Source organism: Galbibacter sp. L-19 (assembly GCF_056857615.1).
Genome location: NZ_JBSXNL010000067.1, coordinates 202,120 through 225,769, shown reverse-complemented (window position 1 = coordinate 225,769; position 23,650 = coordinate 202,120). Strand labels below are relative to the sequence as shown.

22 protein-coding genes are annotated in these 23,650 nt (G+C 32.3%); 12 read left to right on the top strand and 10 right to left on the bottom strand.

Features of this window, described 5'->3' with window-relative positions:
- The first annotated feature begins 3 nt into the window (after positions 1-3).
- From AC13CQ_RS14310 to AC13CQ_RS14295, 4 genes are all read left to right on the top strand, one after another.
- Positions 4-522, top strand: a complete 519-nt coding sequence (locus tag AC13CQ_RS14310) for a DUF7935 family protein (RefSeq protein ID WP_008614520.1) — start codon at positions 4-6, stop codon at positions 520-522.
- 368 nt (positions 523-890) lie between these two features.
- On the top strand, positions 891-1,310 hold the full coding sequence (locus AC13CQ_RS14305) for a DUF3995 domain-containing protein (RefSeq protein WP_335588998.1): 420 nt from the start codon (positions 891-893) through the stop codon (positions 1,308-1,310).
- A 154-nt stretch (positions 1,311-1,464) separates the two neighbouring features.
- Positions 1,465-1,770, top strand: coding sequence for a nucleotidyltransferase family protein (locus AC13CQ_RS14300; protein WP_008614512.1), 306 nt, complete (start codon positions 1,465-1,467; stop codon positions 1,768-1,770).
- The gene (locus AC13CQ_RS14295) at positions 1,739-2,071 is read left to right on the top strand and encodes a HepT-like ribonuclease domain-containing protein (RefSeq protein WP_008614511.1); all 333 of its coding nucleotides are present in this window, start codon (positions 1,739-1,741) and stop codon (positions 2,069-2,071) included. The genes AC13CQ_RS14300 and AC13CQ_RS14295 overlap by 32 nt, the downstream gene beginning before the upstream one ends.
- 215 nt (positions 2,072-2,286) lie before the next feature.
- Here AC13CQ_RS14295 and ettA read toward each other — a convergent pair whose 3' ends face one another.
- Positions 2,287-3,981, bottom strand: a complete 1,695-nt coding sequence (ettA, locus tag AC13CQ_RS14290; RefSeq protein WP_474506627.1) for an energy-dependent translational throttle protein EttA — start codon at positions 3,979-3,981, stop codon at positions 2,287-2,289.
- A 254-nt stretch (positions 3,982-4,235) separates the two neighbouring features.
- Positions 4,236-4,412, bottom strand: a complete 177-nt coding sequence (locus AC13CQ_RS14285) for a CAL67264 family membrane protein (RefSeq protein WP_085942226.1) — start codon at positions 4,410-4,412, stop codon at positions 4,236-4,238.
- 204 nt (positions 4,413-4,616) lie between these two features.
- Here AC13CQ_RS14285 and AC13CQ_RS14280 point away from each other — a divergent pair, with 204 nt between their 5' ends.
- On the top strand, positions 4,617-6,245 hold the full coding sequence (locus AC13CQ_RS14280; RefSeq protein WP_335588997.1) for an acyl-CoA carboxylase subunit beta: 1,629 nt from the start codon (positions 4,617-4,619) through the stop codon (positions 6,243-6,245).
- Positions 6,246-6,389: 144 nt separating this feature from the next.
- On the opposite strand, the gene capB is transcribed toward AC13CQ_RS14280, so the two are convergent.
- The 5 genes from capB to AC13CQ_RS14255 all read right to left on the bottom strand — a co-directional run bounded on the left by capB (position 6,390) and on the right by AC13CQ_RS14255 (position 12,675).
- On the bottom strand, positions 6,390-7,652 hold the full coding sequence (gene capB, locus AC13CQ_RS14275) for a cysteate-C-fatty acyltransferase (RefSeq protein ID WP_474506628.1): 1,263 nt from the start codon (positions 7,650-7,652) through the stop codon (positions 6,390-6,392).
- 86 nt (positions 7,653-7,738) lie between these two features.
- Positions 7,739-8,599 (bottom strand): SDR family oxidoreductase, encoded by an 861-nt coding sequence (locus tag AC13CQ_RS14270; protein WP_474506629.1) that lies wholly within the window; start codon positions 8,597-8,599, stop codon positions 7,739-7,741.
- Between the two features lie 32 nt (positions 8,600-8,631).
- Positions 8,632-9,495 (bottom strand): cupin-like domain-containing protein, encoded by an 864-nt coding sequence (locus tag AC13CQ_RS14265; protein ID WP_335588343.1) that lies wholly within the window; start codon positions 9,493-9,495, stop codon positions 8,632-8,634.
- Positions 9,496-9,504: 9 nt separating this feature from the next.
- On the bottom strand, positions 9,505-10,545 hold the full coding sequence (gene capA / locus AC13CQ_RS14260) for a cysteate synthase (RefSeq protein ID WP_008614502.1): 1,041 nt from the start codon (positions 10,543-10,545) through the stop codon (positions 9,505-9,507).
- A gap of 72 nt (positions 10,546-10,617) precedes the next feature.
- Positions 10,618-12,675 carry a S9 family peptidase gene (locus AC13CQ_RS14255; RefSeq protein WP_482882956.1) on the bottom strand — a complete coding sequence of 686 codons (2,058 nt, stop codon included), beginning with the start codon at positions 12,673-12,675 and terminating at the stop codon, positions 10,618-10,620.
- A 137-nt stretch (positions 12,676-12,812) separates the two neighbouring features.
- On the opposite strand from AC13CQ_RS14255, the gene AC13CQ_RS14250 reads away from it, so the two are divergent.
- Both AC13CQ_RS14250 and AC13CQ_RS14245 read left to right on the top strand, forming a co-directional pair.
- Positions 12,813-13,136, top strand: coding sequence for a YbaB/EbfC family nucleoid-associated protein (locus AC13CQ_RS14250; RefSeq protein WP_335588345.1), 324 nt, complete (start codon positions 12,813-12,815; stop codon positions 13,134-13,136).
- 42 nt (positions 13,137-13,178) lie between these two features.
- Entirely contained in the window at positions 13,179-13,616 is a 438-nt protein-coding gene (locus tag AC13CQ_RS14245) for a thioredoxin family protein (RefSeq protein ID WP_008614486.1), read from the top strand.
- A gap of 227 nt (positions 13,617-13,843) precedes the next feature.
- On the opposite strand, the gene AC13CQ_RS14240 is transcribed toward AC13CQ_RS14245, so the two are convergent.
- Positions 13,844-14,944 (bottom strand): OmpA family protein, encoded by a 1,101-nt coding sequence (locus tag AC13CQ_RS14240; RefSeq protein WP_335588346.1) that lies wholly within the window; start codon positions 14,942-14,944, stop codon positions 13,844-13,846.
- Between the two features lie 192 nt (positions 14,945-15,136).
- Here AC13CQ_RS14240 and AC13CQ_RS14235 point away from each other — a divergent pair, with 192 nt between their 5' ends.
- Both AC13CQ_RS14235 and AC13CQ_RS14230 read left to right on the top strand, forming a co-directional pair.
- The gene (locus AC13CQ_RS14235; protein ID WP_040879756.1) at positions 15,137-15,457 is read left to right on the top strand and encodes a YegP family protein; all 321 of its coding nucleotides are present in this window, start codon (positions 15,137-15,139) and stop codon (positions 15,455-15,457) included.
- A gap of 415 nt (positions 15,458-15,872) precedes the next feature.
- Positions 15,873-17,660: a hypothetical protein gene (locus tag AC13CQ_RS14230; RefSeq protein WP_337900540.1), complete on the top strand. Its 1,788-nt coding sequence runs from the start codon at positions 15,873-15,875 to the stop codon at positions 17,658-17,660.
- A gap of 92 nt (positions 17,661-17,752) precedes the next feature.
- On the opposite strand, the gene AC13CQ_RS14225 is transcribed toward AC13CQ_RS14230, so the two are convergent.
- Entirely contained in the window at positions 17,753-18,787 is a 1,035-nt protein-coding gene (locus AC13CQ_RS14225; RefSeq protein ID WP_337900539.1) for a threonine aldolase family protein, read from the bottom strand.
- A 97-nt stretch (positions 18,788-18,884) separates the two neighbouring features.
- Between AC13CQ_RS14225 and prfB the strand changes: the two genes are divergently transcribed.
- From prfB to AC13CQ_RS14210, 3 genes are all read left to right on the top strand, one after another.
- A complete protein-coding gene (gene prfB / locus AC13CQ_RS14220) occupies positions 18,885-19,979 on the top strand; it encodes a peptide chain release factor 2 (protein ID WP_456867264.1) in 1,095 nt (364 codons plus the stop codon).
- 121 nt (positions 19,980-20,100) lie between these two features.
- Positions 20,101-20,442, top strand: a complete 342-nt coding sequence (gene arsC / locus AC13CQ_RS14215; RefSeq protein ID WP_008614476.1) for an arsenate reductase (glutaredoxin) — start codon at positions 20,101-20,103, stop codon at positions 20,440-20,442.
- Between the two features lie 90 nt (positions 20,443-20,532).
- Positions 20,533-23,052: a TonB-dependent receptor gene (locus AC13CQ_RS14210; protein ID WP_474506631.1), complete on the top strand. Its 2,520-nt coding sequence runs from the start codon at positions 20,533-20,535 to the stop codon at positions 23,050-23,052.
- 51 nt (positions 23,053-23,103) lie between these two features.
- Here the strand turns inward: AC13CQ_RS14210 and AC13CQ_RS14205 are convergent, their stop codons facing one another.
- On the bottom strand, positions 23,104-23,277 hold the full coding sequence (locus AC13CQ_RS14205) for a hypothetical protein (RefSeq protein ID WP_008614474.1): 174 nt from the start codon (positions 23,275-23,277) through the stop codon (positions 23,104-23,106).
- Positions 23,278-23,650: the final 373 nt, after the last annotated feature.

The following is a 23,650-nucleotide window of genomic DNA, read 5'->3' as shown; positions in this document are numbered from 1 at the left end:
CCCATGAACGAATCTAAAATTATCGAACTTTTATTTTTCATACTCCCTGCATTACTTACTGGAGCAATTGCCTATTATTTTTTTAGCCTCCATACTAAAAATGAAGAAGGAAGAAGACGTTTTTTACTCCATAAGGAAATGGATAAAAACACCCTTCCCATTCGCTTACAAGCATACGAGCGGATGGCACTGTTTTTAGAGCGAATTAACCCTTCTAAATTACTCATAAGAGTGGCTCCTGAAAATGCTGATAAAGAATTATATGAAGCGCAACTTATTGCTACGATTGAAAATGAATTTGATCATAATTTAGCACAGCAAATTTATATTTCCGACGAATGTTGGAATGTTATCAAAGCTTCAAAAAATGCAACCATACAAATTATTCGAAAAGCAGGAATGAATGCTGATAGCGCTAACAAATTAAGAGAAGAGGTCTTAAATAATTTTCTCGACAAACAACCGCCATCTAATGCCGCTTTAGGTTATATCAAAAAAGAAATCCGAGAACTGTTTAGTTAGTTGTTAAGCATTAAGTAGAAAATTGTATTTGAATGATAAAACATTATAATTATTATAAAGTTCACTTACCCAACAAACAGTATAAAGGAGAAAGTGAAGACGAAATAGCTGAAATTTTAATGGAGAAAGTTCACTTGGCTTCCAATGGATAATGGACTAAAAACTATACTCCTAACAATCCAAAAACTAACCAATTGGAAATAAGCCTATATCCATCTATTCTCTAAACTACCAATAAACTAAACTATTCTGAAAATATAAAAAATTAAACTTCAAAATACCATAAAATATTGCATAATAATTATAATTTCAATATTAAATTCTAACTGTAAAATTTTAGAAAAAAGACATTTAACCATACTAAAATTATGATTCTATCAATTTTATTAAGCTTAATCCTAATTGTCCTTGGAATGATTCATTTAAATTGGGTTATTGGAGGAAAATTTGGATATGTAGAATCCTTACCTACCAAAGAAAATGGAGAAAGAGTGCTGAATCCTAAAAAGATTGATAGTGCAATAATAGGAATTGGATTAATAGCTTTCGGTATTTTTTATATGATTGAGTCTGGACTTATTGAATACAATTTACCTGAATGGATTATAAAATATGGGAGTTGGATAATCCCAATAATATTCCTTTTAAGAGCAGTTGGCGAATTTAAATATGTAGGTTTTTTTAAAAGTGTGAGAAAAACTGACTTTGGAAAACTGGATACAAAACTCTTTTCTCCTTTGTGCTTGATAATTGGAATATTAGGTATAATAATCCAACTTATAAAATAGAAAAAGGCACACGACCTACTCCCTTGAAAAACACATAGATTTTCTCATAACGAAACCATATCCAAACATGTTGCCGTAAGTTGACAAAAAATCTAGATTCAAAAAAATACATTATATTAGTATTATGACTTTAAAAGAATCTATTAAATATAAAATGGCGGAATTCCTTTCATTATGTAAAGCTCATAATGTAAAGAATTTATATGCCTTTGGTTCTTCTATTACCGATCAATTTAATGAGGATTCTAGCGATATAGATTTATTAATTGAAATTGACAGCGTTGATCCAATTGAACGAGGTGAAAACTTAATGAACATTTGGGATAAATTTGAAGTTTTTTTTCAAAGAAGAGTAGATTTATTAACCTATGTTTCTATTAAAAATCCTATCCTAAAAAAGAATATCGATTCAACAAAAATTTTAATCTATGACGGAAAAGAGCAGAAAGTATCTATTTGATATTTTATTAGCCATCGACTTAATAGAAAAATTTATAGTTGACATTACAGATTTCAATAGTTATCAAAATGATTTAAAAACCCAAAGTGCAGTTGAAAGACAATTAGCAATTATTGGAGAAGCTTTAAACCAACTCAAAAAAATCGACCCTGATTTGGAAATTGAGAATGCTAAACAAATTATTGCATTTAGAAATAGATTGATTCACGCTTATGACAGTATTGATAATTCAATAGTTTGGGCTATTATAAATCGATTCCTAAAAAATATAAAGGCAGAAATACAAGAGCTAATTAAATAAAAAACCTACTACCAACACTGTATCTTATAGTTCTTTGTGTCTAACTTTTCTACAAGAAAAATCCATACGGATTAGCAAGTAACAAAACCATTACCAAACATGTTCATAAACATTATGAACAAAAAATAAGGAATTAAAAAAACCGAGAAGTTATACATAACTTCTCGGTTTTATATTTTTTGTACTAAAATCTCAGTACTAATTGGCTACTGCAATTAACCTCTTATCAATTTTTTGTATTTAATACGTTTTGGAGTTACATCTGCTCCTAAACGTTTGCGTTTATTCTCTTCATAATCAGAAAAACTACCTTCAAAGAAATACACTTCAGAGTTTCCTTCAAATGCAAGAATATGAGTACAAATACGATCTAAGAACCAACGGTCGTGAGAAATAACCACAGCACAACCTGCAAAATTCTCCAACCCTTCTTCTAAAGCACGTAGGGTATTTACATCCAAGTCGTTTGTAGGCTCATCTAGTAATAATACGTTTCCTTCTTCTTTTAGTGTCATTGCCAAATGCAAACGGTTACGTTCTCCTCCAGAGAGTGCTTCTACCTTTTTATTTTGCTCACTTCCAGCAAAGTTAAATCTACTTAAATAAGCACGAGAGTTTACTTGCTTTCCTCCCATCATTACTAATTCTTGTCCGTCAGAGAAGTTCTCATAAATAGATTTAGTAGAATCAATATTAGAATGCGATTGATCTACATATGCTATCTTGGCTGTTTCCCCAACTTCAAACGACCCTTTGTCTGGTTTTTCTTCTCCCATTATCATTTTAAAAATGGTTGTTTTACCAGCACCATTCGGACCAATAATACCAACTATTCCTGCTTGCGGAAGTTTAAAGTTTAAATCTTCATATAAAAGTTTATCTCCAAATGCTTTAGAAACCCCTTTGGCTTCAATAACATTAGTTCCTAAACGTGGTCCATTTGGGATATAAATTTCTAATTTTTCATCTAGTTTACTTTGGTCTTCATTCAATAATTTATCATAATTATTTAAACGTGCCTTTTGTTTTGCTTGTCTTCCTTTAGGAGCCATTCTAACCCATTCTAACTCTCGCTCTAAAGTTTTTTGACGCTTAGAAGCTTGTTTTTGCTCCTGTGCCAAACGTTTTGACTTTTGGTCTAACCAAGATGAGTAATTTCCTTTCCAAGGAATACCTTCTCCTCTATCCAACTCTAAAATCCAACCTGCAACATTATCCAAGAAATAACGGTCGTGCGTCACAGCAATTACCGTTCCTGCATATTGTTGTAAATGTTGCTCTAACCATAATACTGACTCTGCATCTAGGTGGTTAGTTGGCTCATCCAATAGTAAAATATCTGGTTGTTTTAATAGTAATCTACACAATGCCACTCTTCTACGTTCTCCTCCAGATAATACACTTATTGGCGTATCTGGCTCTGGAGTACGCAAAGCATCCATAGCAATCTCAAGTTTGGTATCTAATTCCCAAGCATTACTCGCATCAATTTTATCTTGAAGTTCTGCTTGCTTATCCATCAGTTTTTGCATTTTATCTGCATCTTCATAAACTTCTGGTAAGCCAAACATATCGTTTATTTTATTGTATTCATCTAAAATAGCAACCGTTTCCGCAACCCCTTCCTTAACAATTTCTATTACTGTTTTAGACTCATCCAATTTTGGTTCTTGCTCCAGATACCCCACAGAATATCCTGAAGAAAAAACAACATCTCCTTGGAAGTTCTTTTCTTCTCCAGCAATAATTTTTAATAAAGTAGATTTACCAGAACCATTTAAACCAAGAATACCAATTTTAGCCCCATAAAAGAAACTTAAATAGATATCTTTTAAAACTTGTTTATTAGAACTTTGATAGGTTTTTGACACCCCCGACATGGAGAATATCACTTTTTTATCATCAGACATATATTGTTTTATTTTAAATTTTGAATGTTGAATGTTGAATGTTGAATTCTATATGTTGTGTTGAATGTTGAAAAAAATTATGTTATTTCTACCTACTAAAAAATAATTTTTTTCTTAAACACCTTCTATTTTAACTTTTTACTGTTAAATGTAAATTTCTGAAAAAGAATTATGCTATTTCTAACTATTAAAAAAACTCTTTAACTCTTTAACTCCTTCACTTTTAACTTTTTTACTTTCTAACTACTAACTTATTAAACTCTTCCTTTTAATGCATTGAAGACCCATGCAATGGCAAAAAAACCAATTCCAACGGCACCAAAACCGTAGCCTGCAACCTCATTATATCTAAACGCTCCCAATGCAATTAATGCAAGTCCTACAATTATCATTATCCATGTTGCCCATGCTAAAACTGTATTTTTATTCATTCCCATTTTATTGCTTTTATTAAGTTTAGGGGTTATTTTTTAAAAGATGACAAATATCGTACAATTTAAGGAATTATTAGCCATTTACATAAAGGTTGATTTCGTATTTTAGCAGTATTAATAGGAGTTTTTAATTGATTTTTTTATTTTCTAAGTGAAGAAACTTAAAAATAACCTATAAAACATTTGAAACAAGCGCAATAGATGGATTTAAAATTCAATCAAAACGAAGATCACAACAAACTTTCCGTAGCAGATTTAAGACGAAAACTAGCACATGTAGCATTGGGCGGAGGAGAAAAACGTATTGAAAAACTACATAGTCAAGGAAAAATGACAGCTAGAGAGCGTATAGAGTACGTACTTGATAAAGACAAAAATAGCATTGAAATAGGTGCTTTTGCTGGAGAAGGAATGTATCAAGAACACGGTGGATGCCCTTCTGGTGGTGTTGTTGTTAAGATTGGATATATTAATAATAAACAATGTATTGTTGTTGCAAATGATGCTACCGTAAAAGCAGGAGCTTGGTTCCCAATTACAGGAAAAAAGAACTTGAGAGCGCAAGAAATTTCTATTGAAAATAGACTTCCTATAATTTATTTAGTAGATAGCGCTGGAGTTTATTTACCTATGCAAGACGAAATTTTTCCCGATAAAGAGCATTTTGGTCGTATTTTTAGAAATAATGCCATAATGAGCAGTATGGGAATTACTCAAATAGCTGCCGTTATGGGGAGCTGTGTAGCTGGAGGTGCTTACCTCCCTATTATGAGCGACGAGGCTATTATAGTAGATAAAACTGGGAGTATTTTTCTAGCAGGGAGCTATTTAGTAAAGGCTGCCATTGGAGAAAATATTGATAACGAAACTTTAGGTGGTGCAACTACGCATTCCGAAATTAGTGGAGTTACAGATTACAAAGCGAAAGACGATAAAGATGCGCTTGATAAAATTAGAAATATAATAGATAAGATTGGCGATTATGACAAGGCTGGATTTAGTAGAAATAAAGCTATCAAACCGCTAGAAAATCCTCAAGATATTTACGGAATTATTCCAAAAAATAGAACTGAGCAATACGATATGAAAGAAATTATTTCTCGTATTGTAGATGCTAATTCTTTTGAAGAATACAAAGAAGGTTTTGGAAAAACTATTATTACTGGTTATGCCCGTATTGATGGTTGGGCTGTTGGAATTGTGGCCAACCAAAGAAAAGTTGTGAAAACTAAAAAAGGAGAACTACAATTTGGTGGGGTTATTTACTCTGATTCTGCCGACAAGGCTACTAGATTTATATCCAATTGCAATCAGAAAAAAATTCCATTAGTATTTCTACAAGATGTTACTGGTTTTATGGTAGGAAGTAAATCGGAACACGGTGGTATTATAAAAGACGGCGCTAAAATGGTTAACGCTGTTAGCAACTCGGTAGTTCCTAAATTTACTGTTGTTATAGGAAACTCTTACGGAGCTGGTAATTACGCTATGTGTGGAAAAGCTTATGACCCGCGATTAATATTTGCATGGCCAAGTGCAGAGCTAGCAGTTATGGGAGGCTCTCAAGCTGCTAAAGTTTTATTGCAAATTGAAACAGCTTCCCTTAAGAAAAAAGGAGAAGAAATTACAAAAGAAAAAGAGGAAGAACTTTTTAATAAAATAAAATCTAAATATGATGAGCAAGTATCTCCATATTACGCTGCAGCACGTTTATGGACCGATGCCATTATAGATCCGCTCGATACGCGTAAATGGATTAGTATGGGAATTGAAGCTGCAAATCATGCTCCTATTGAAAAACAATTTAATTTAGGGGTTATACAAACCTAAAATAGCTGAGGCTTCCTGAGTTTATAACACCATTTTTTTAGAGTTTACAGCTAGTGCTTTCCCTAAGGGAATTGATTTTAAAATTATATAAAACAAAAAATCCGCTTTTCAGCGGATTTTTTGTTTTATATAAGCTTCTAATTCTTATTTATCTCCCATAGCTGCTTCTACTGCAGCAGAGAGCCTTTTGTAGGTTCCATTTTCTAATCTGTCTCTAATTGCAGAAAACGCTTCTAATGTAGCCTCAATATCTTCCATTGTATGAGTAGCCGTAGGAATCATACGTAAAAGTATCAATCCTTTAGGAATTACTGGATATACAACTATAGAACAGAAAATGCTATAATTTTCTCTTAGGTCTTTTACAAGTGCCATTGCTTCTGGGATATTTCCGTTAAGGTAAACGGGAGTTACACAACTTTCTGTAGTCCCAATATCAAAACCTCTATTTTTTAATCCGTTTTGCAATGCATTTACATTCTCCCAAAGTTTAGCTTTAAGTTCTGGCATAGTTCTTAACATATCCAAACGCTTTAAAGCTCCTTTTACAAAAATCATAGGTAATGATTTTGCAAACATTTGAGAGCGTAAATTATATTTTAAATAATCTATTACTTGTTTATCTCCTGCCAAAAAAGCTCCGATACTAGCCATTGATTTTGCAAAAGTAGCAAAATAAACATCTATCTGATCTTGCACCCCTTGCTCCTCACCTGCACCAGCTCCAGTAGCACCTAGTGTTCCAAATCCGTGAGCATCATCTACAAGTAATCTAAAATTATATTTCCCTTTTAAGGCAACTATTTCTTTTAATCGTCCTTGTTCTCCACGCATTCCAAAAACACCTTCAGAAATAACAAGTATCCCACCACCAGTTTGTTCTGCCATTTTGGTAGCACGCTCTAAGTTTTTCTCAAGGCTTTCCATATCGTTATGTTGATATGTAAAACGTTTTCCCATATGCAGACGAACCCCGTCAATAATACATGCATGAGAATCTACATCATACACAATAATATCATCTTTAGTAACCAAAGCATCTATGGCAGATACCATTCCTTGATAACCAAAGTTTAATAAATATGTTGATTCCTTTTTTACAAACTCAGCAAGTTCGTTTTGTAATTGCTCATGAAGGTCTGTATGCCCACTCATCATTCGTGCTCCCATTGGGTATGCGGCACCATGTTCAGCAGCAGCTTCAGCATCTGCTTTCAAAACTTCAGGATGATTAGCAAGACCAAGATAATCATTGATACTCCAGGTAATTACTTCTTTCCCATTAAACTTCATTCTGTTTGAAATATTCCCTTCCAATTTAGGAAATACAAAATATCCCTCTGCCTGAGAAGCCCATTTTCCTAATGGCCCTTTGTTCTCAATAATCCTATCAAATAAATCTCTCATGTAAATGGAGTTTCTTTTATGTTCAAATAAACGTTAAATTTACAGCACGCAAAAGTAACTAAATTTAAACTCTTATCATAAATTTTTTACTTTTCTTCTACAAGTTTCTTAAACTGTTTTTTAAACATCTTATCTAAGAACTTATCTGGAAAAACATGAATTGCTAGCCAAAACAACCACTTTTTAGGGGCTACCAAGTAGCGAGTCTTGTTCTTCTTTCCTTCATATATTCCGTAGATTAAATTCGACACTTCACTAGCTTCTAAAGCAATACCTTCCATTCCTTGTACGGCTTTATCCATATTGTCGTAAATTTTTTCATACGGAGTATTTTTATATTTATTTACCTGTGTTTCTGCATCAGCTTTTGCTTTATTCCAAATTTCAGATTTTATTGGTCCTGGTTCTATTACTGTTACCTCTATTCCAAAGTCACTTAATTCTCTTCTAAATCCATCCGATAATGCTTCTACTGCATATTTAGATGCTGAATAAGGCGCCATAAAGGGTCTTGTTACTCTCCCAGAACCACTACTAATATTAATAATTCTTCCTTTAGGACGATTATTATCAAAACCTAAAAGAGGAAGAAAAGCCTGTGTAACACGTAAAACACCAAGTACATTTATGTTTAACTGACTTGAAAATTCTTCAATAGGAATATACGCTAAGGGTCCGTTTACAGAAACCCCAGCATTATTTACTAAGCAATCTAAGGACGCTCCATCTAAAATGTTTTCAACTTCTAAGGATGCTTTTTTTATAGCCTCTTCATCTATAACATCAAATAGAAGCGGATGAAAATTTGCTCCTAATTTTTCTTTTAACGCTGCAGCATCTTCTTTTTTTCTAACGCTACCAAAAACTAAAAAACCCTTATCTAAAAATAATTTTGCTGTTGTATAGCCTATCCCAGAAGAAACTCCTGTTATTAATATATTTTTCATTTATACTTTTTTATTGCGATGCTCAATCTTCTTTATACTGATTTTATTTCTTGCATCGCCTTTATTGCATTTTCCTCAGCTTTTTGATCTTTGTAATGTTTCCATTTTTCTCCTGCTAAGTAATTCATTCCATTATCTACTGTAAAAAGTCGCACTAAATTAGACAAACCTTTTGCTTTAGTTTTTAGCGAATTGTTAGCTCTAAGTGCTAATGAATAGCCTCCTTTAGAATAATACACATAATGCCACCACAATTTAGGAATAAATAATGTTTCTCCATGTTCTATTGTAGCCTCTAAGCCTTTAGCATATTTATAAGCTGGATATTTATTATAATCTGGATTTAAAACATCCAAATGTGAATGATTGGTATATGGTAATTTATATAGTAATTGTGATTGCTCTTGCGGAAATAAATATACTTTTTTCTGCGTTTGAAAATGCGTTAAAAACACATGAGAACAATCTATATCATAATGAAGGTTAAGTGCCGATCCTTTTCCTCCAAAAAACATTAAAGCAAACTTTAAAAAGCCATTCATTATGGTTGGAGTTTCATAATCTTTTGCAAGTTCTGGAGCTCGTTTCATTATTTGAAAATTATGAAATCTTAAACTTGTAGGCTTTGTCTCTATAATATTTAGATAATCTCTAAATTTTTTATGAGAAACCGGTTTCATATAACCATTCCCTGGGTTATGATAAGAATCATCATACATAGGAATTTCCCAATCTCCGTAATTTTCTTTAAAAAAATCAAAAGTCCATTTCGTAGTCGCTCTCCAATTTTTGGCTAAGTCTTTAAATATTACTGGTGTATTGGTTGAAAGATACCTTTCTTTAAATTCCTTTTTGGTGATGTTTTCTACTTTATCAACCAAATTGAAATTAGACATCTTATAATTTTATTTTATATATTCTATTTTTTGTGTTTCTTCTGTATTAATAGCATCAAAAAATCCTTGAGCTCTCATCCAATCGTCGCTATATATTTTACTCATATATCTAGAACCATGGTCAGGAAAAATCATAACTACATTACTATTTTCATCAAATTCTCCTTCTTCTGCTAATTGTTTCACGGCTTGCATAACAGCGCCACTTGTATAACCTACAAAGCAACCTTCAGTTTTAGAAATCTCTCGGGCAGTATGGGCACTTTCTTCATCTGTAACTTTGATAAATTTATCTATTACATCAAAATCTGTTGCCGTTGGAATCAAATTTTTTCCTAAACCTTCTATTCTATATGGATAGATTTCATCAGAATCAAACTCTCTTGTTTCGTGATACTTTTTGAGTACAGAACCGTAGGCATCTACTCCTATTACTTTTACAGCAGGATTTTTTTCTTTTAAGAATCTAGCAGTTCCAGAAATAGTTCCTCCAGTTCCACTACAAGCTATAAAATGAGTTATTTGTCCGGCTGTTTGCTCCCAAATTTCAGGACCTGTAGATTGGTAATGCGCATCTATATTAAGTTCATTAAAGTATTGATTAATATAAACAGAACCTTTCATTTCGTCATGCATCCGCCTTGCTACTTGATAGTAAGATCTAGGATCGTCTGCACTTACATGCGCTGGACAAACATATACTTTTGCGCCCATGGCACGTAACATATCTATTTTATCGGGAGAAGATTTAGAACTAACGGCAAGAATACAATCGTATCCCTTAATTACACTAACCATGGCAATACTAAAACCAGTATTTCCAGAGGTAGTTTCAATAATTGTGTCGCCAGGTTTTAAAATTCCTTTACGTTCTGCTTCTTCAATAATGTGTAGCGCTATACGATCCTTACTAGAATGACCCGGGTTGAAAGCTTCTACTTTAGCGTAAAAATTTCCGATAAGATTTTGGGTTATTTTTTTAAGCTTTAGTAATGGGGTATTCCCTATTAAATCTAAAACATTATCGTAAGCATTTATCTTTTGTTTCATATAAACAATTTGGTTAGATACAAAATAGTTTTGAATTCCTCCAAACCATGCAAATTTAATTATTTTTTTTAATTACTGCCGGATTCCTTCCAAATCTAATAGGAATGCATACTCTTCTGCAACCTCTTTTAAGGCTTCAAATCTTCCCGAAGCTCCCCCATGGCCTGCATCCATATTAATATGAAACAATAAAAGGTTATCGCCTTTTTTAACATTTCTTAACTTTGCTACCCACTTTGCTGGCTCCCAATATTGCACTTGAGAATCATGTAATCCTGTTGTGACTAATAAATTTGGATACACTTTTTCTTCCACATTATCATATGGGGAATACTCTTTTATATAGTTGTAATACTCCTTATTGTTTGGATTTCCCCACTCATCATATTCTCCTGTTGTTAATGGAATGGATTCGTCTAACATAGTAGTAACTACATCTACAAAAGGAACTGCTGCAATAACTCCGTTATAAAGTTCTGGAGCATTATTAATTACAGCTCCCATTAGAAGTCCCCCTGCAGAACCTCCCATAGCATACAAGTGCTTATTGGAAGTATAATTTTCTTCAATTAAAAATTTAGAACAATCTACAAAATCGGTAAATGTGTTTTTCTTTGTTAATAGTTTTCCATCCTCATACCATTTTCTTCCTAAATATTCCCCGCCACGAATATGTGCAATAGCATAAATAAATCCACGGTCCAATAACGATAATCTAACGGTAGAAAAATACGGATCTATAGTAGCCCCATAAGAACCATATCCATATAATAGTAATGGATTTTTACCGTCTTTTTTAATTCCTTTTTTATAAACTAAGGAAATCGGAATCATAGTTCCATCTCCAGCTTTTGCCCAGATACGCTCAGAGACATAATTATCTTTATCGAACTTCCCTCCTAGCACTTCCTGCTCTTTTAATACTGTTTTTTCCTTAGAAATCATATCAAAATCTACCGTACTCGAAGGCGTTGTCAAAGAATTATACACATAACGAAGCGTATCTGTATCAAACTCTAAATTGGTGGATGGAAATACTGTGTAAGTTTCATTATCAAACGGAATGTAATATTCATTAGTTCCATCCCAACGGGTAACCTTAATTTTATTTAACCCATTAGAGCGTTCACTAACAACCAAGTAATCTTTAAAAATGTCGATATCTTCTAATAATACATCTTCTCTATGCGGAATAACTTCCTCCCAATTTTCTTTTGTGGTTTTATCCACAGAAGTTTTCATCAGTTTAAAATTGGTTGCTTTATCTGCATTGGTAATAATGTAAAACGAATCTTTATAATGAGAAATACTGTATTCCAAACCTCTAATTCTAGGTTGAAAAACGGTTAATTCCTCATCTGGGTTATCTGCATCCAAAAAGCTATATTCAGAAGTTAATGTACTTCCTGAACCAAAAACAATATATTTTTTAGACTTCGTTTTGTAAACAAAAGCATTAAAGGTTTCGTCTTTTTCGTTATAAACCAGCTCATCTTCAGCGTTTTTCTGCCCTAAAATATGCCTGTAAACTTTATCAGACCTTAAAGTTTGTTCATCTTTTCGAGTGTAAAACAAGGTTTTATTATCATTTGCCCAAGTACTTCCTCCTGTAGTATTTTCTATTTTTAAAGGAAGTATTTCTCCTGTTTCTAAGTTTTTAACTTGAAGAGTATACTTTCTTCTACTTAAAGTATCCACTCCAAAAACAGCTAATTTATTATCTGGACTGATATTAATTCCTCTTAAATTGAAGTAAGAAAAATCTTTTGCCATTTCATTACAGTCAAACATAACCTCTTCCACAGCACCATCAACATCCTTTTTACGAATATAAACAGGATAATCCTTCCCTTCTTCATACTTGGTTATGTACCAATACCCATTGTATTTATAGGGTACCGACTCATCGTCTTCTTTTATACGCCCCTTCATTTCTTTAAACAAATCCTCTTCAAAAGCATCGGTATGTGCGGTCATTTTTTCAAAATAAGCATTTTCACGCTCTAGATAATCAATTACTTCTGGATTCTCTCTTTCGTTCATCCAATAGTAATCGTCTATTCTTATATCTCCATGTTTTTCAAGGGTTACAGACTTTTTATCTGCAATTGGAGGGGTAATCTCTTTCATATTTTTAGTTTCTTTCTTTTTACAGGAAGCCACAAAAATAAGACATAGCAAAGGAATGAGAAGACGGATATTCATATTAATTTATTTTAGATACATTCTTCTAATTTAGTAATTTTGTTGAAATAAAATATAAAATTATGTTTGGAGACCTAATGGGAATGATGGGGAAATTAAAAGAAACCCAACAAAAAATAGAAGAAACTAAAAAACGTTTAGATACAATAACGGTTTCTGAAGAGAGTGCCGATAAGCTTTTATCTATAACAATGACTGCAAATCGTGAGTTAAAATCTTTAGAAATAAAAGATGAATTATTGCAGGATAAAGAACAATTAGAAGATTATTTAGTTTTACATATAAATAAAGCAATTGAACAAGCTACTAAAATTAATGAAGCCGAATTAGGAGCTGTAGCTAAAGAAGGAATGCCAAATATTCCTGGAATGGATATGTTTAAATAGTTTTTGGCTTAGTCTTTGCAATAAAAACTTAAAAAAATATAAATGAAGATTTTTATTTCCCTTTTCATAACTACTTTTATGCTTACTTCTAGCACAAATAATGTAGAATGGTATACCGATTTTTCTGAAGCAAAAAGTATAGCTAAACATGAAAAGAAAAATATAATGATGTATTTTACTGGAAGCGATTGGTGTGGCCCTTGCAAAATGCTAAAAGCAGATTTATTTGACACGGATGAATTTAGAGAACTGTCTAAAGACTATGTTCTTGTAAAGGTAGACATTCCAAGAAGAGTGGATATTATTTCTCCTGAACAACTTAAAAAAAATAAAGAATTACTTTCCGATTATAATTCGCAAAAAGTATTTCCTAAAATTGTTTTTTTAAATTCTAGAGGAAAAAAAATAGATGAAATTGAAGGGTATAATTCACTTAGAGATCCTCGTAATTATTTTAAAATGATAAAAAAGCATCAATAAACTTCAATATTTAATACAGAAGTTTGTTTACCACGAATTCACAAATGTATTTTTATCTCTGTGAATTAGTAGCTAAGCATAAAAAAGAGCTGTTTTCACAGCTCTTTTTTTTTGAATCCGTTCCATAGAAACCTATTCCTAAAGATTCAAACATAACAAAGTAATTCATTTCGACTCAAATTACCGAGAATTAACCCGTTATGAGGGATTTAAATTGAAAAAGTTGGTTAGTTATTTATCAATCTAAATTCTGTTCTTCTATTTACTGCATGCTCACGTTCTGTACAAGATACTCCGTCTGAACATCTGTTTTTAAGTTTTGATTCTCCATAACCGTTTGCTACTAATAAACTTCTATTAACTCCTTTTTCTACTAAGTAATTAGCAACCGCCTGTGCTCTTCTTTCAGATAATGTTTGGTTACTCTCTTTAGTTCCTCTAGAATCTGTATGAGAAGCTAACTCAACTTTAACCCCAGGATTCTGTTGTAAAACAGGCATTAAGTTTTCGTCTATAATTCTCTTAGCTTCTGGCGTTAATGTATAACTTGCTAAATTCCAATTTATAGGTAATGCGTTATATTCAACCAGCGTACACTCTACTTCTTTCCATGTTGTTAAACCTCCTTTTGTTTGAAGTACTTCATGAGAAACTGTATTGTAAACCGCAGGTATTGTTTCCTCCACTGTATAAGCATCTTTTACCAATACAGTTTTAGTAATTTCATCATATTCAGCAGGAATTTCTACCTCTTCTACTCTTGCTGGTTCTACAATTACTTCTTTAGTATAACTGTCAGACCTTTCTGCAACTGGAGAAGAAACTGTTGAAGCATCTGCGGCTAAAACTTCCTTTTGAAAGGTTTCATACTCCGCAGGATATCCTTTATAACACCAATACCTACAATCGTCTGGGTTAGACGATTCACAATCTGGTGCCGGAGCGCCTAATTCCCATTGCGCATATGCAGGTTTCATCTCTATAGTTTCTGAGCTTGGAGAAAAAGTTGCAGGCACAATTTCTAACTCATTAGAAGGTTCTTTAGAAACATAAGAAACTGTTTCTGTACCCCATTTTGCAGGAACAATAGTAAGTTTTTTACTAGCTTCTTTTACCAAAACTCTTTCTGTTACCGTTTTGTATTCTGCGGGATAGGTTTTTAAAACCTTATATGCTGGTTTTACCATAATTTGTACATCTTCATTAACATAAACATCTGGCGTTGTACAACGAACATAACACTTTCCCGGTTCTGGATTCTCTGGCAAGTCTTGAGAAAATGCCCCATAACTACATGCCAATAAGAATAAAAATAAAATTCTTTTCATGATTTTTTAATTAAGTGATTAGTATTAAGCAACATATAGTGCTTGAAGGAAAGAGTATTTAACATAAAATTAGGAATAACTTTATAAAATATCAAATTAATCCTCATTAAATTATCATTAAAAATGCCTATTTTTCTGTCCTATTTGAAGCTTACTATTAAATTTCGGACACAAAAACTAACTATTTACTATATGTTTAAGATTTTATTGATAAAAAATAAAGCCTTAGTCGCTTTTGAGTTTAAAACTCCAAATAACCAACTATTATTTACTAGTAATTATTACGCTAGTAAAGAACAAGCCCTTGCTGTTATTGAGGCTATAAAAGATAATACTCATTATAAATATGAAAGAAAAACGAATGTAGATGGAAAGTTTTATTTTGTGATAAATACTAATAATGGAGAAATTATCGGTAAAAGTCAGGTGTATTCTTCAGAAGCAGGAATGGAAAACGGAATAAATACAATGAAAAAAAATATCCCTTCAGCTGCCATAAAAAGTATAAACTAAAATTCATTTTTCTTTATTGTTGCCCGATAAAAGTTAACGGAATTTATTGAACTCCACATATATCAAGGTTTAAATGGAGTTTTAAAAATGGACCCCTTGCTATTAGTAAAAATGAATAAAAAAGGGAATTTTTGAAATGTAGTCTTTTTAAGCTACTTATATTGTGGTAGTTAAGATTTAGTCTTTGTTCTTTTTTCTTATAGCAAAGCGGTCTTGTATTTTTACTCGGACATTAATGATTTTTCTTATAAAAAACCTTTTTCTTCCATAAAAAGATACATGCCTATCTTGCAAAACTGACATTTGTCATATTTTTTATAATTGCAATTAAATAATATTGCACAGCAGAGCATCCTAGTTGGATACCATTCTAAACTAAATACAAGGATTTACTCTTAAACTGAAAACAAAAAATATGACACCCAAACAGCATTCCTTTCACATTCCAGTAATGGGAATAGGTTTCACCATAGACTCTCCTTTAAAAGTTGCGCATTATGGAATAGACTCTACTATTTCTTTGGTAGATGATGTTCTCATTGAAAAAATGAGAAAGCATTATTGCGAAAAATACAATCTTATTTATACTGAAATTTCTGAAAAGATAGACGATTTTAGAGCGAAGCGTATTACTTCCTATTTAGATTTAATGAATACTTTAATCGACTCTAAGGTTGAGCAATTAAAAAACACATCGATTGAAACGATTGAAGAGTTAAAAAGCTATTTCAATATTATTCCTTCTAAAAAAGAAGAGTTTTTAAAGAAACTCTCTTCTACCAATTGCTTTGGAGACATAAAAGATTGGCTTCAGAAAAACATTCACAAAGGGAGCATTGATGTTAATATAATGACCAAAGTTGATAAAGACAATTACAAAGACAACGTTCAATTGCCTACTATTTATAATGACGCACATGCAGCATTAAGAGGTTTTGCAGAGAGCAATGTAAACGGATCCTTAATTCTTTCAGCAGGCATGAATCCGCGTTTATATGGATATATTGAAAGTTTTAAAGATTTTTATCCTGAAAATAATACACTCAAGAAAAAAGTAGTTTTAAAGGTAAGCGATTATAGGTCGGCTTTAATTCAAGGAAAATTCTTAGTAAAAAAAGGAATTTGGGTTTCCGAGTTTAGAGTAGAATCTGGGTTAAATTGTGGCGGACATGCCTTTGCTACCGAAGGTTATTTATTAGGTCCAATACTAGAAACATTTAAAAATAATAAAGAAGTTTTAACCTCCGAACTTCATGAAATATATAAAAAAGCATTAAATACTAAGGAAATTCAAGCTCCAGCTTCTCCACTTCCAATAAAAATTACTGCGCAAGGAGGTGTTGGAACACACCAAGAACACGAGTTTTTGTTAAACTATTATAAATTGGATTCCGTTGGATGGGGCTCTCCCTTTTTACTAGTTCCAGAAGCCACCACTGTAGATAATGCAACACTAAAAAAATTGGTTAATGCTACAGAAAAAGACCTTTATTTAAGTAATATCTCTCCTTTGGGAGTTCCTTTTAATAATTTACGAGGCAACACCAAAGACATAGAAAAAGATAAACTTATCCAAAAAGGAAGACCAGGTAGTTCTTGTCCTAAAAAATATGTTTCTCTAAATAAAGAATTTACTGAAAAAAGTATTTGTACGGCATCAAGACAATATCAACATCTTAAAATAAATGAACTCAAACAGAAAGAGTTAACATCAGAAGAATATCTAAAAGCTTATAATAGAATTATTGAAAAATCTTGTATTTGTGTAGGCTTGGGTACTTCTGCACTTTTAGCAAATAACCTTCCTACAAAACAAGAAGGAAAAGGCGTTTCTATATGCCCTGGCCCCAATATGGCTTATTTCTCACAAATTTTAAAATTAGAAGAAATGGCACAACATATTTATGGGGAAACAAATGTTATTTCAAGACAAGACCGTCCGAATATGTTCATAAAAGAATTGAATCTTTACATTGATTACCTAAAAAAGGAAATTGAAAATCTCCCAAAGGTATTGGACAAAAAACAAGAGAAGTACATTAAAAATTTTACCAATAATCTTTTAGAAGGAATTAATTATTACACTTCTATATTCAAAAACTCCTCTGATTTTATAAATAGCAAAAAAGAGCTATTAATTGCTGAATTAAATTTTGCCAAAATCAACTTAGAAAAAGTACAGCAAAAAATTGTTTTGGAATAATATAATGAGCAACCAATCTAAGCGTAGTTAAAAATTTTGGGGGAAATTTTTCAACTAAGCTTGGTTGCTTACTATTCTTTAAAATATAAACACTAGCGTTTTTTTACTTCTAATTCTGATAGTGTTTTTAAAACAATCTCATGCATTTGAGATGTATAATCTAAATGTGTTACAATACGTAATTTACCTTGCCCCATATTAATAATAGAAATTGATTTTTTATGGAGCGTTTCCATAAATTCAGCAATATCTATATCATCATTTAAATAGAAAATTAAAATATTAGTCTCTACAGGGTCTATTTTTTTAATATAAGATGTTTTGGAAAGCACTTCCGCCAGTTCTTTAGCTCTTTTATGGTCTTCTGCCAGTCTCTCTATGTTAGCATCTAATGCATAAATTCCAGCCGCCGCCAAATACCCTGCTTGTCGCATTCCTCCGCCCAAAACTTTCCGAACTCTCAATGCTTTATCCATAAACTCTTTACTTCCTGTTAGCACAGATCCTATTGGGCATCCTAGTCCTTTACTCAAACAAACAGAAATAGAATCGAATACTTTTCCGTATTGTAAAGGAGTTTCATTTTTTGCCACCAAAGCATTCCAAAGTCGCGCTCCATCCAAATGTAATCCCAAAGAATTTTCATCACAAACTTTTCTAATCTCTAAAATTTCTTCGAAATCCCAACAAGCGCCTCCCCCTCTATTTGCTGTATTTTCTAGACAAACCAATGTGGTAAGCGGACTATGATAAAAATCTGGAGGATTTATAGAATCAATTACATTATTTGCGGTAAACCTACCATTATCGCCATCAATTAATTTACAAGACACTCCACTATTAAAACTAACGCCTCCCCCTTCATAATTAAAAATATGAGCATCTTTATCAGCTATCAATTGTTCTCCGGGTTGCGTATGGACTTTTATAGCGGTTTGATTAGCCATAGTCCCGCTCGGAAAAAATAACGCTGCTTCTTTACCAAACATTTTAGCCACTTTAGCTTCCAGTTCGTTCACCGTAGCATCATCTTTAAAAACATCATCCCCAACGTTAGCATTCATCATTGCCTCCAACATTTCTTTGGATGGTTTAGTTACTGTATCGCTTATTAAATTTATATTCATGAAAAAACACTATTTTTTTTTGTAAAGTTACTATACATCCTTTAAAAACTTATAATCATTTAAAAAAGTGTTTTACTTTTGAAGAAAATATAGATTTATGATTACTACCGATCAGGTAAAAAATCTTGCAGAAAGAACAGCCGATTTAAAAGGATACCTCAATATTGAACAGAAACTTATTGAAATCCAAAATGAAGAAGAAAAGACTTTTGCTCCAGATTTTTGGGATAAACCAAAAGAAGCAGAAGCTATAATGAGAGCGTTACGTACTCAAAAAAAATGGGTAGAAGACTACAATAAAGCAAATACATTGGTAGCCGAGCTTGATGTTTTGTTTGAATTTTATAAAGAAGGAGAAGCCACAGAAGAAGATATTGTAACACAGTTCGAAAAAGCTAAGTCGCTAATAGAAGGCATGGAATTTAAAAATATGCTTTCTGAAGAAGGAGATAGTATGAGTGCAGTTTTGCAAATTACTGCTGGGGCTGGAGGAACAGAAAGTTGCGATTGGGCTTCTATGCTTATGCGGATGTATTTAATGTGGGGAGAAAAAAATGGATATAAAATAAAAGAACTAAACCACCAAGAAGGAGATGTTGCAGGTATAAAAACGGTTACATTAGAATTTGAAGGCGATTTTGCTTTTGGTTGGTTAAAGGGCGAAAATGGTGTACATAGATTGGTACGTATTTCTCCTTTTGATAGCAATGCAAAACGGCACACCTCATTTGCATCGGTTTATGTATACCCACTTGCGGATGATTCTATTGAAATAGATATTAATCCTGCTGATATTTCATGGGATTTTGCTCGTTCTAGCGGCGCTGGTGGTCAAAATGTAAATAAGGTAGAGACAAAAGCCATCCTTACTCATCATCCAACTGGAATTATAATCCACAACTCAGAAACACGTTCGCAGTTAGAAAATAGAGAAAAAGCCATGCAAATGCTTAAATCGCAATTGTATGAAATAGAGCTTAAAAAACGTCAGGCGGCAAGAGATGAAATAGAATCTTCCAAAATGAAAATTGAATGGGGATCTCAAATTCGTAATTATGTAATGCATCCATATAAATTGGTGAAAGATGTACGTACAGCTCATGAAACAGGAAATGTAGATGCCGTAATGGATGGAAATATTGATGAATTTCTAAAAGCCTATTTAATGATGATGGGACAAAAAGACGAATAACTTAATGCAAATAACATTTTACTATTCAAGTATAAATTAATCAAATAATTCACGTTTATTTTAAAGCAGAATTAGCTTCATCTTTGTGAGAAGCAATATAATTTTCAAAATTCTAAAAATCATGATTAAAATATATCATAATCCTCGTTGTAGAAAATCTAGAGAAGGACTTCAAATAATTGAAGAATCGGGAAAAGAATATGAAGTTGTAAAATATTTAGAAGAAATTCCTTCAGAAAAAGAACTTCGAAAAATAATTAATTGTTTAGGAATTAAACCCATCAATTTGGTTCGTAAAAATGAAAACATTTGGAAAGAAAATTTTAAAAATAAAATTTTAACAGATGATGAAATTATCGAGGCTATGATTGAAAACCCTAAACTTATTGAACGCCCGATAGTTATAAAAAACAACGTAGCAGTAATAGGTAGACCGCCTGAAAATATTAAGGCAATTTTATGATAAGTTTAACCAAATAGGGTTAAACCATCGTCTAAATTTGGCGTCAAAGTTATGAAAATAACTAAAAACTACTACTAATAAACGCATGCTATGAAATTTAGACACTTCTGCATTTTTGCAGCAACCCTATTTACTACCTTTTTATTTGCGCAAAATCCAAATAGAAATGGAGGAGGACAAATTACCGTATCTGGAAAAGCAATTGATGCAGATACTTCAGAACCTTTAGAATATGCTACTCTTGTTTTGCAAAGTTTGGACGATCCAAACCAAGTTACTGGTGGAGTTACCGATCAAAATGGTAACTTTAGTGTAGATGCTCCTGCAGGTAAATATAACATAAGACTTGAATACATTTCCTATAGACCTTATACATTAAACAATCAAAATCTTACTGCCGATAAAGATTTAGGTACTATTAAATTAGCTATAGATGTAGCACAATTGGATGCTGTTGAAGTAGTTGGAGAGAAAACTACCGTAGAAGTTAGACTGGATAAAAAAGTTTACAATATAGGAAAAGACCTTACCACTAGCGGTGCTTCTGTAAGCGACGCTTTAGGAAACGTTCCTTCTGTAACGGTAGATGTTGAAGGTGCTATTAGCTTAAGAGGAAATGAAAATGTCCGTATCTTAATTAACGGAAAACCTTCTGCCATGGCAGGATTTGGCTCTACAGATGCGCTAAAACAACTTCCTGCAGATGCTATTGAGAAAGTGGAAGTAATTACGAGTCCATCCGCTAGATATGATGCTGAAGGTACTGCTGGTATTTTAAATATCGTTTTAAAGAAAGAAAAAACACTTGGTTTTAATGGTTCTGTAAATTTAAATGCAGGATACCCATCTACAAGTCAGGTAAATACAAACTTAAACTTAAGAACTAATAACTTTAATTTATTTACAACCTTAGGTTATTTTTACCGTGAGCCTCCAGGAAATGCAAATTTTGACAATTATTATTACAACTCTAAATTTAGTAGAATTACTGAAGACAGAGATATGTTCCGTAGAAATAAAGGTTTTAATGTTAATTTAGGAATGGAATATTTCTTAACTGAAAAATCTTCTATTACTGGTAGCTTTTTTACTCGTTTTTCTGATGAAAGAGATGGCACCGAAAATAATACCGTAAGATATATAAATGATGTTGTTGATAGTAAAACCTTAAGAGAAGAGGTAGAAAATGAAGATGATAACACCTATCAGTTTTCTTTAAACTATACCAATAACTTTAACGATGAAGGGCATAAATTAACAGCAGATTTTCAGTACTCTACTGATAACGAAGAGATTAATACTAATATTGCTGAAAATCAATTCTTCCCTACCGAAGAAATTATCAACTTAGAAAGAGTTTTTGAAACTGAAAAAGAGACAGAATATTTAGTACAAGCAGATTATGTATTACCTATGGGAGAGGCACAATTTGAAGCTGGATATCGTGGGAGTTTCGAAAAAAATGAAAACGATTATAATTTAGACACTTACAATCCAAACACAGATAGCTATGAAACAAATTATAGTCTTTCAAATCTCTTTACTTACGAAGAAAATGTAAATGCAATCTATTCTCAATATGGTAATAAATATGGTAAATTTTCATTTTTATTAGGACTTAGATTAGAGAATACTCAATTAAAAGGAAAAGTAACCTCGGAACTAGACGACGAAGCGTTAATTGACACTTTAGGGTTTAATTTTGATCCTGACTTCAACAAAAAATATTTAAACCTCTTCCCTACTGTAAATGTAACTTATGAATTGGGAGACAATGAAAATGTTACTTTAGGATATAACAGACGTATCAACCGTCCTAGAGGTTGGTTTATCAATCCTTTTCCTTCTAGATCTAGTAGAGCAAATATATTCCAAGGAAATCCTGATTTAAATCCTGCTTTTGCAGATGCTTTTGATTTAGGGTATTTAAAAAGATGGGATAAATTAACATTAACTTCTTCTGTTTACTACCAAAGAGAGACCGATGCTTTTGAGAGAATCCAAACGGAAACAGGGCAACAAACTTCCGATGGAATTGATATTATCCGTACAATCCCTATTAACTTGGCTACAAACCAAAGGTATGGTGGAGAAGTCGGAGTTATGTATAGTGCTATTGAATGGCTTCAATTTAACGGTAGTTTTAACTTCTTTAAATTTGATACTGAAGGAGAATATGAAGGAGTAGATTATGGTGCTTCAAATACAAGTTGGTTTTCTCGTTTAAGTGCTAAAGTGAAACTTCCTTCAAAAATAGACTGGCAAACAAACGGTTTCTATATGGGTCCAAGAGAAAATTCTCAAACAAAATCTGAAGGAATGCTTTCTATTGACATGGCATTAAGTAAAGATATTTTAGATGACAATGCTACAATTTCTATGAATGTAAGCGACTTGCTAAACTCTCGTAAAAGAAGATCTTACACAGAGTCTTATAACGATGCTGGGCAACTATCTTTTACTTCCGACAGTGAGTTCCAGTGGAGACAACGCCAATTTACCGTGTCTTTTATATACCGATTCAATCAGCCTAAAAATCAACGTGGAGAACGTGGTAAAAGAGGTAATGATGGAAATGGTGGTGATGAAGGTGGAGAATTTGAAGGATAAAAAAATATCAACAAATAGTATACAAAAAAAGAAGCCGATTGGCTTCTTTTTTTATTCTTCTAACTTTGCTTTTTTAGCTGCTCTTTTCTCTTTTATCAATTCAATGATTGATCCTCCTAACCAATAAGGAATTACAAAGGTTAATAAAAAAATCATTAACCAAAATCCTATTGTAAGGATAGATAAGAACGCTAAAAAGCCAAGATACTGATCAAATTCGAACATAGTTTCCGGAAATTTTCTGAATTCGCCTCAAAGATAAGCACATTTCTCAATTTATTCCTCAATAAACATGATTATTTCTAATAAAAATTAAGAATCAATTGCTTCAGTCAAGCTCTCAAAGTATTCTAACAAAACAAATTTAATTCATTTCGATGCAAAGTTCTTCAGTAAACTCATAGCTTCTTTTATGGTATTCGCTTCTTTATGAGGGATAAAACCCCTTTAGCAAACTACTTCGAGACAAGCTCATGAGGTATTTAAACTGGGTAAGCATTTTGATTTCGAGCTAAGCCTCGGAGTATTTAAATCTCGATTATCGAGTAAAAAAATAATTATTTCTGTTTAAATAAAAACTCTTTTAATTAATTTTATA

What these genes read in the sequence shown, in the direction of transcription:
- AC13CQ_RS14295 (WP_008614511.1), top strand. Translation starts at nt 1,739, where the DNA reads ATGACGGAAAAGAGCAGAAAGTATCTATTTGATATTTTATTAGCCATC.
- AC13CQ_RS14305 (WP_335588998.1), top strand. Translation starts at nt 891, where the DNA reads ATGATTCTATCAATTTTATTAAGCTTAATCCTAATTGTCCTTGGAATG.
- AC13CQ_RS14210 (WP_474506631.1), top strand. Translation starts at nt 20,533, where the DNA reads ATGAAATTTAGACACTTCTGCATTTTTGCAGCAACCCTATTTACTACC.
- AC13CQ_RS14205 (WP_008614474.1), bottom strand. Translation starts at nt 23,277, where the DNA reads ATGTTCGAATTTGATCAGTATCTTGGCTTTTTAGCGTTCTTATCTATC.
- AC13CQ_RS14225 (WP_337900539.1), bottom strand. Translation starts at nt 18,787, where the DNA reads ATGAATATAAATTTAATAAGCGATACAGTAACTAAACCATCCAAAGAA.
- AC13CQ_RS14250 (WP_335588345.1), top strand. Translation starts at nt 12,813, where the DNA reads ATGTTTGGAGACCTAATGGGAATGATGGGGAAATTAAAAGAAACCCAA.
- AC13CQ_RS14300 (WP_008614512.1), top strand. Translation starts at nt 1,465, where the DNA reads ATGGCGGAATTCCTTTCATTATGTAAAGCTCATAATGTAAAGAATTTA.
- arsC (WP_008614476.1), top strand. Translation starts at nt 20,101, where the DNA reads ATGATTAAAATATATCATAATCCTCGTTGTAGAAAATCTAGAGAAGGA.
- AC13CQ_RS14240 (WP_335588346.1), bottom strand. Translation starts at nt 14,944, where the DNA reads ATGAAAAGAATTTTATTTTTATTCTTATTGGCATGTAGTTATGGGGCA.
- capA (WP_008614502.1), bottom strand. Translation starts at nt 10,545, where the DNA reads ATGAAACAAAAGATAAATGCTTACGATAATGTTTTAGATTTAATAGGG.
- ettA (WP_474506627.1), bottom strand. Translation starts at nt 3,981, where the DNA reads ATGTCTGATGATAAAAAAGTGATATTCTCCATGTCGGGGGTGTCAAAA.
- AC13CQ_RS14265 (WP_335588343.1), bottom strand. Translation starts at nt 9,495, where the DNA reads ATGTCTAATTTCAATTTGGTTGATAAAGTAGAAAACATCACCAAAAAG.
- AC13CQ_RS14230 (WP_337900540.1), top strand. Translation starts at nt 15,873, where the DNA reads ATGACACCCAAACAGCATTCCTTTCACATTCCAGTAATGGGAATAGGT.
- capB (WP_474506628.1), bottom strand. Translation starts at nt 7,652, where the DNA reads ATGAGAGATTTATTTGATAGGATTATTGAGAACAAAGGGCCATTAGGA.
- AC13CQ_RS14285 (WP_085942226.1), bottom strand. Translation starts at nt 4,412, where the DNA reads ATGAATAAAAATACAGTTTTAGCATGGGCAACATGGATAATGATAATT.
- AC13CQ_RS14235 (WP_040879756.1), top strand. Translation starts at nt 15,137, where the DNA reads ATGTTTAAGATTTTATTGATAAAAAATAAAGCCTTAGTCGCTTTTGAG.
- prfB (WP_456867264.1), top strand. Translation starts at nt 18,885, where the DNA reads ATGATTACTACCGATCAGGTAAAAAATCTTGCAGAAAGAACAGCCGAT.
- AC13CQ_RS14310 (WP_008614520.1), top strand. Translation starts at nt 4, where the DNA reads ATGAACGAATCTAAAATTATCGAACTTTTATTTTTCATACTCCCTGCA.
- AC13CQ_RS14255 (WP_482882956.1), bottom strand. Translation starts at nt 12,675, where the DNA reads ATGAAAGAGATTACCCCTCCAATTGCAGATAAAAAGTCTGTAACCCTT.
- AC13CQ_RS14270 (WP_474506629.1), bottom strand. Translation starts at nt 8,599, where the DNA reads ATGAAAAATATATTAATAACAGGAGTTTCTTCTGGGATAGGCTATACA.
- AC13CQ_RS14280 (WP_335588997.1), top strand. Translation starts at nt 4,617, where the DNA reads ATGGATTTAAAATTCAATCAAAACGAAGATCACAACAAACTTTCCGTA.
- AC13CQ_RS14245 (WP_008614486.1), top strand. Translation starts at nt 13,179, where the DNA reads ATGAAGATTTTTATTTCCCTTTTCATAACTACTTTTATGCTTACTTCT.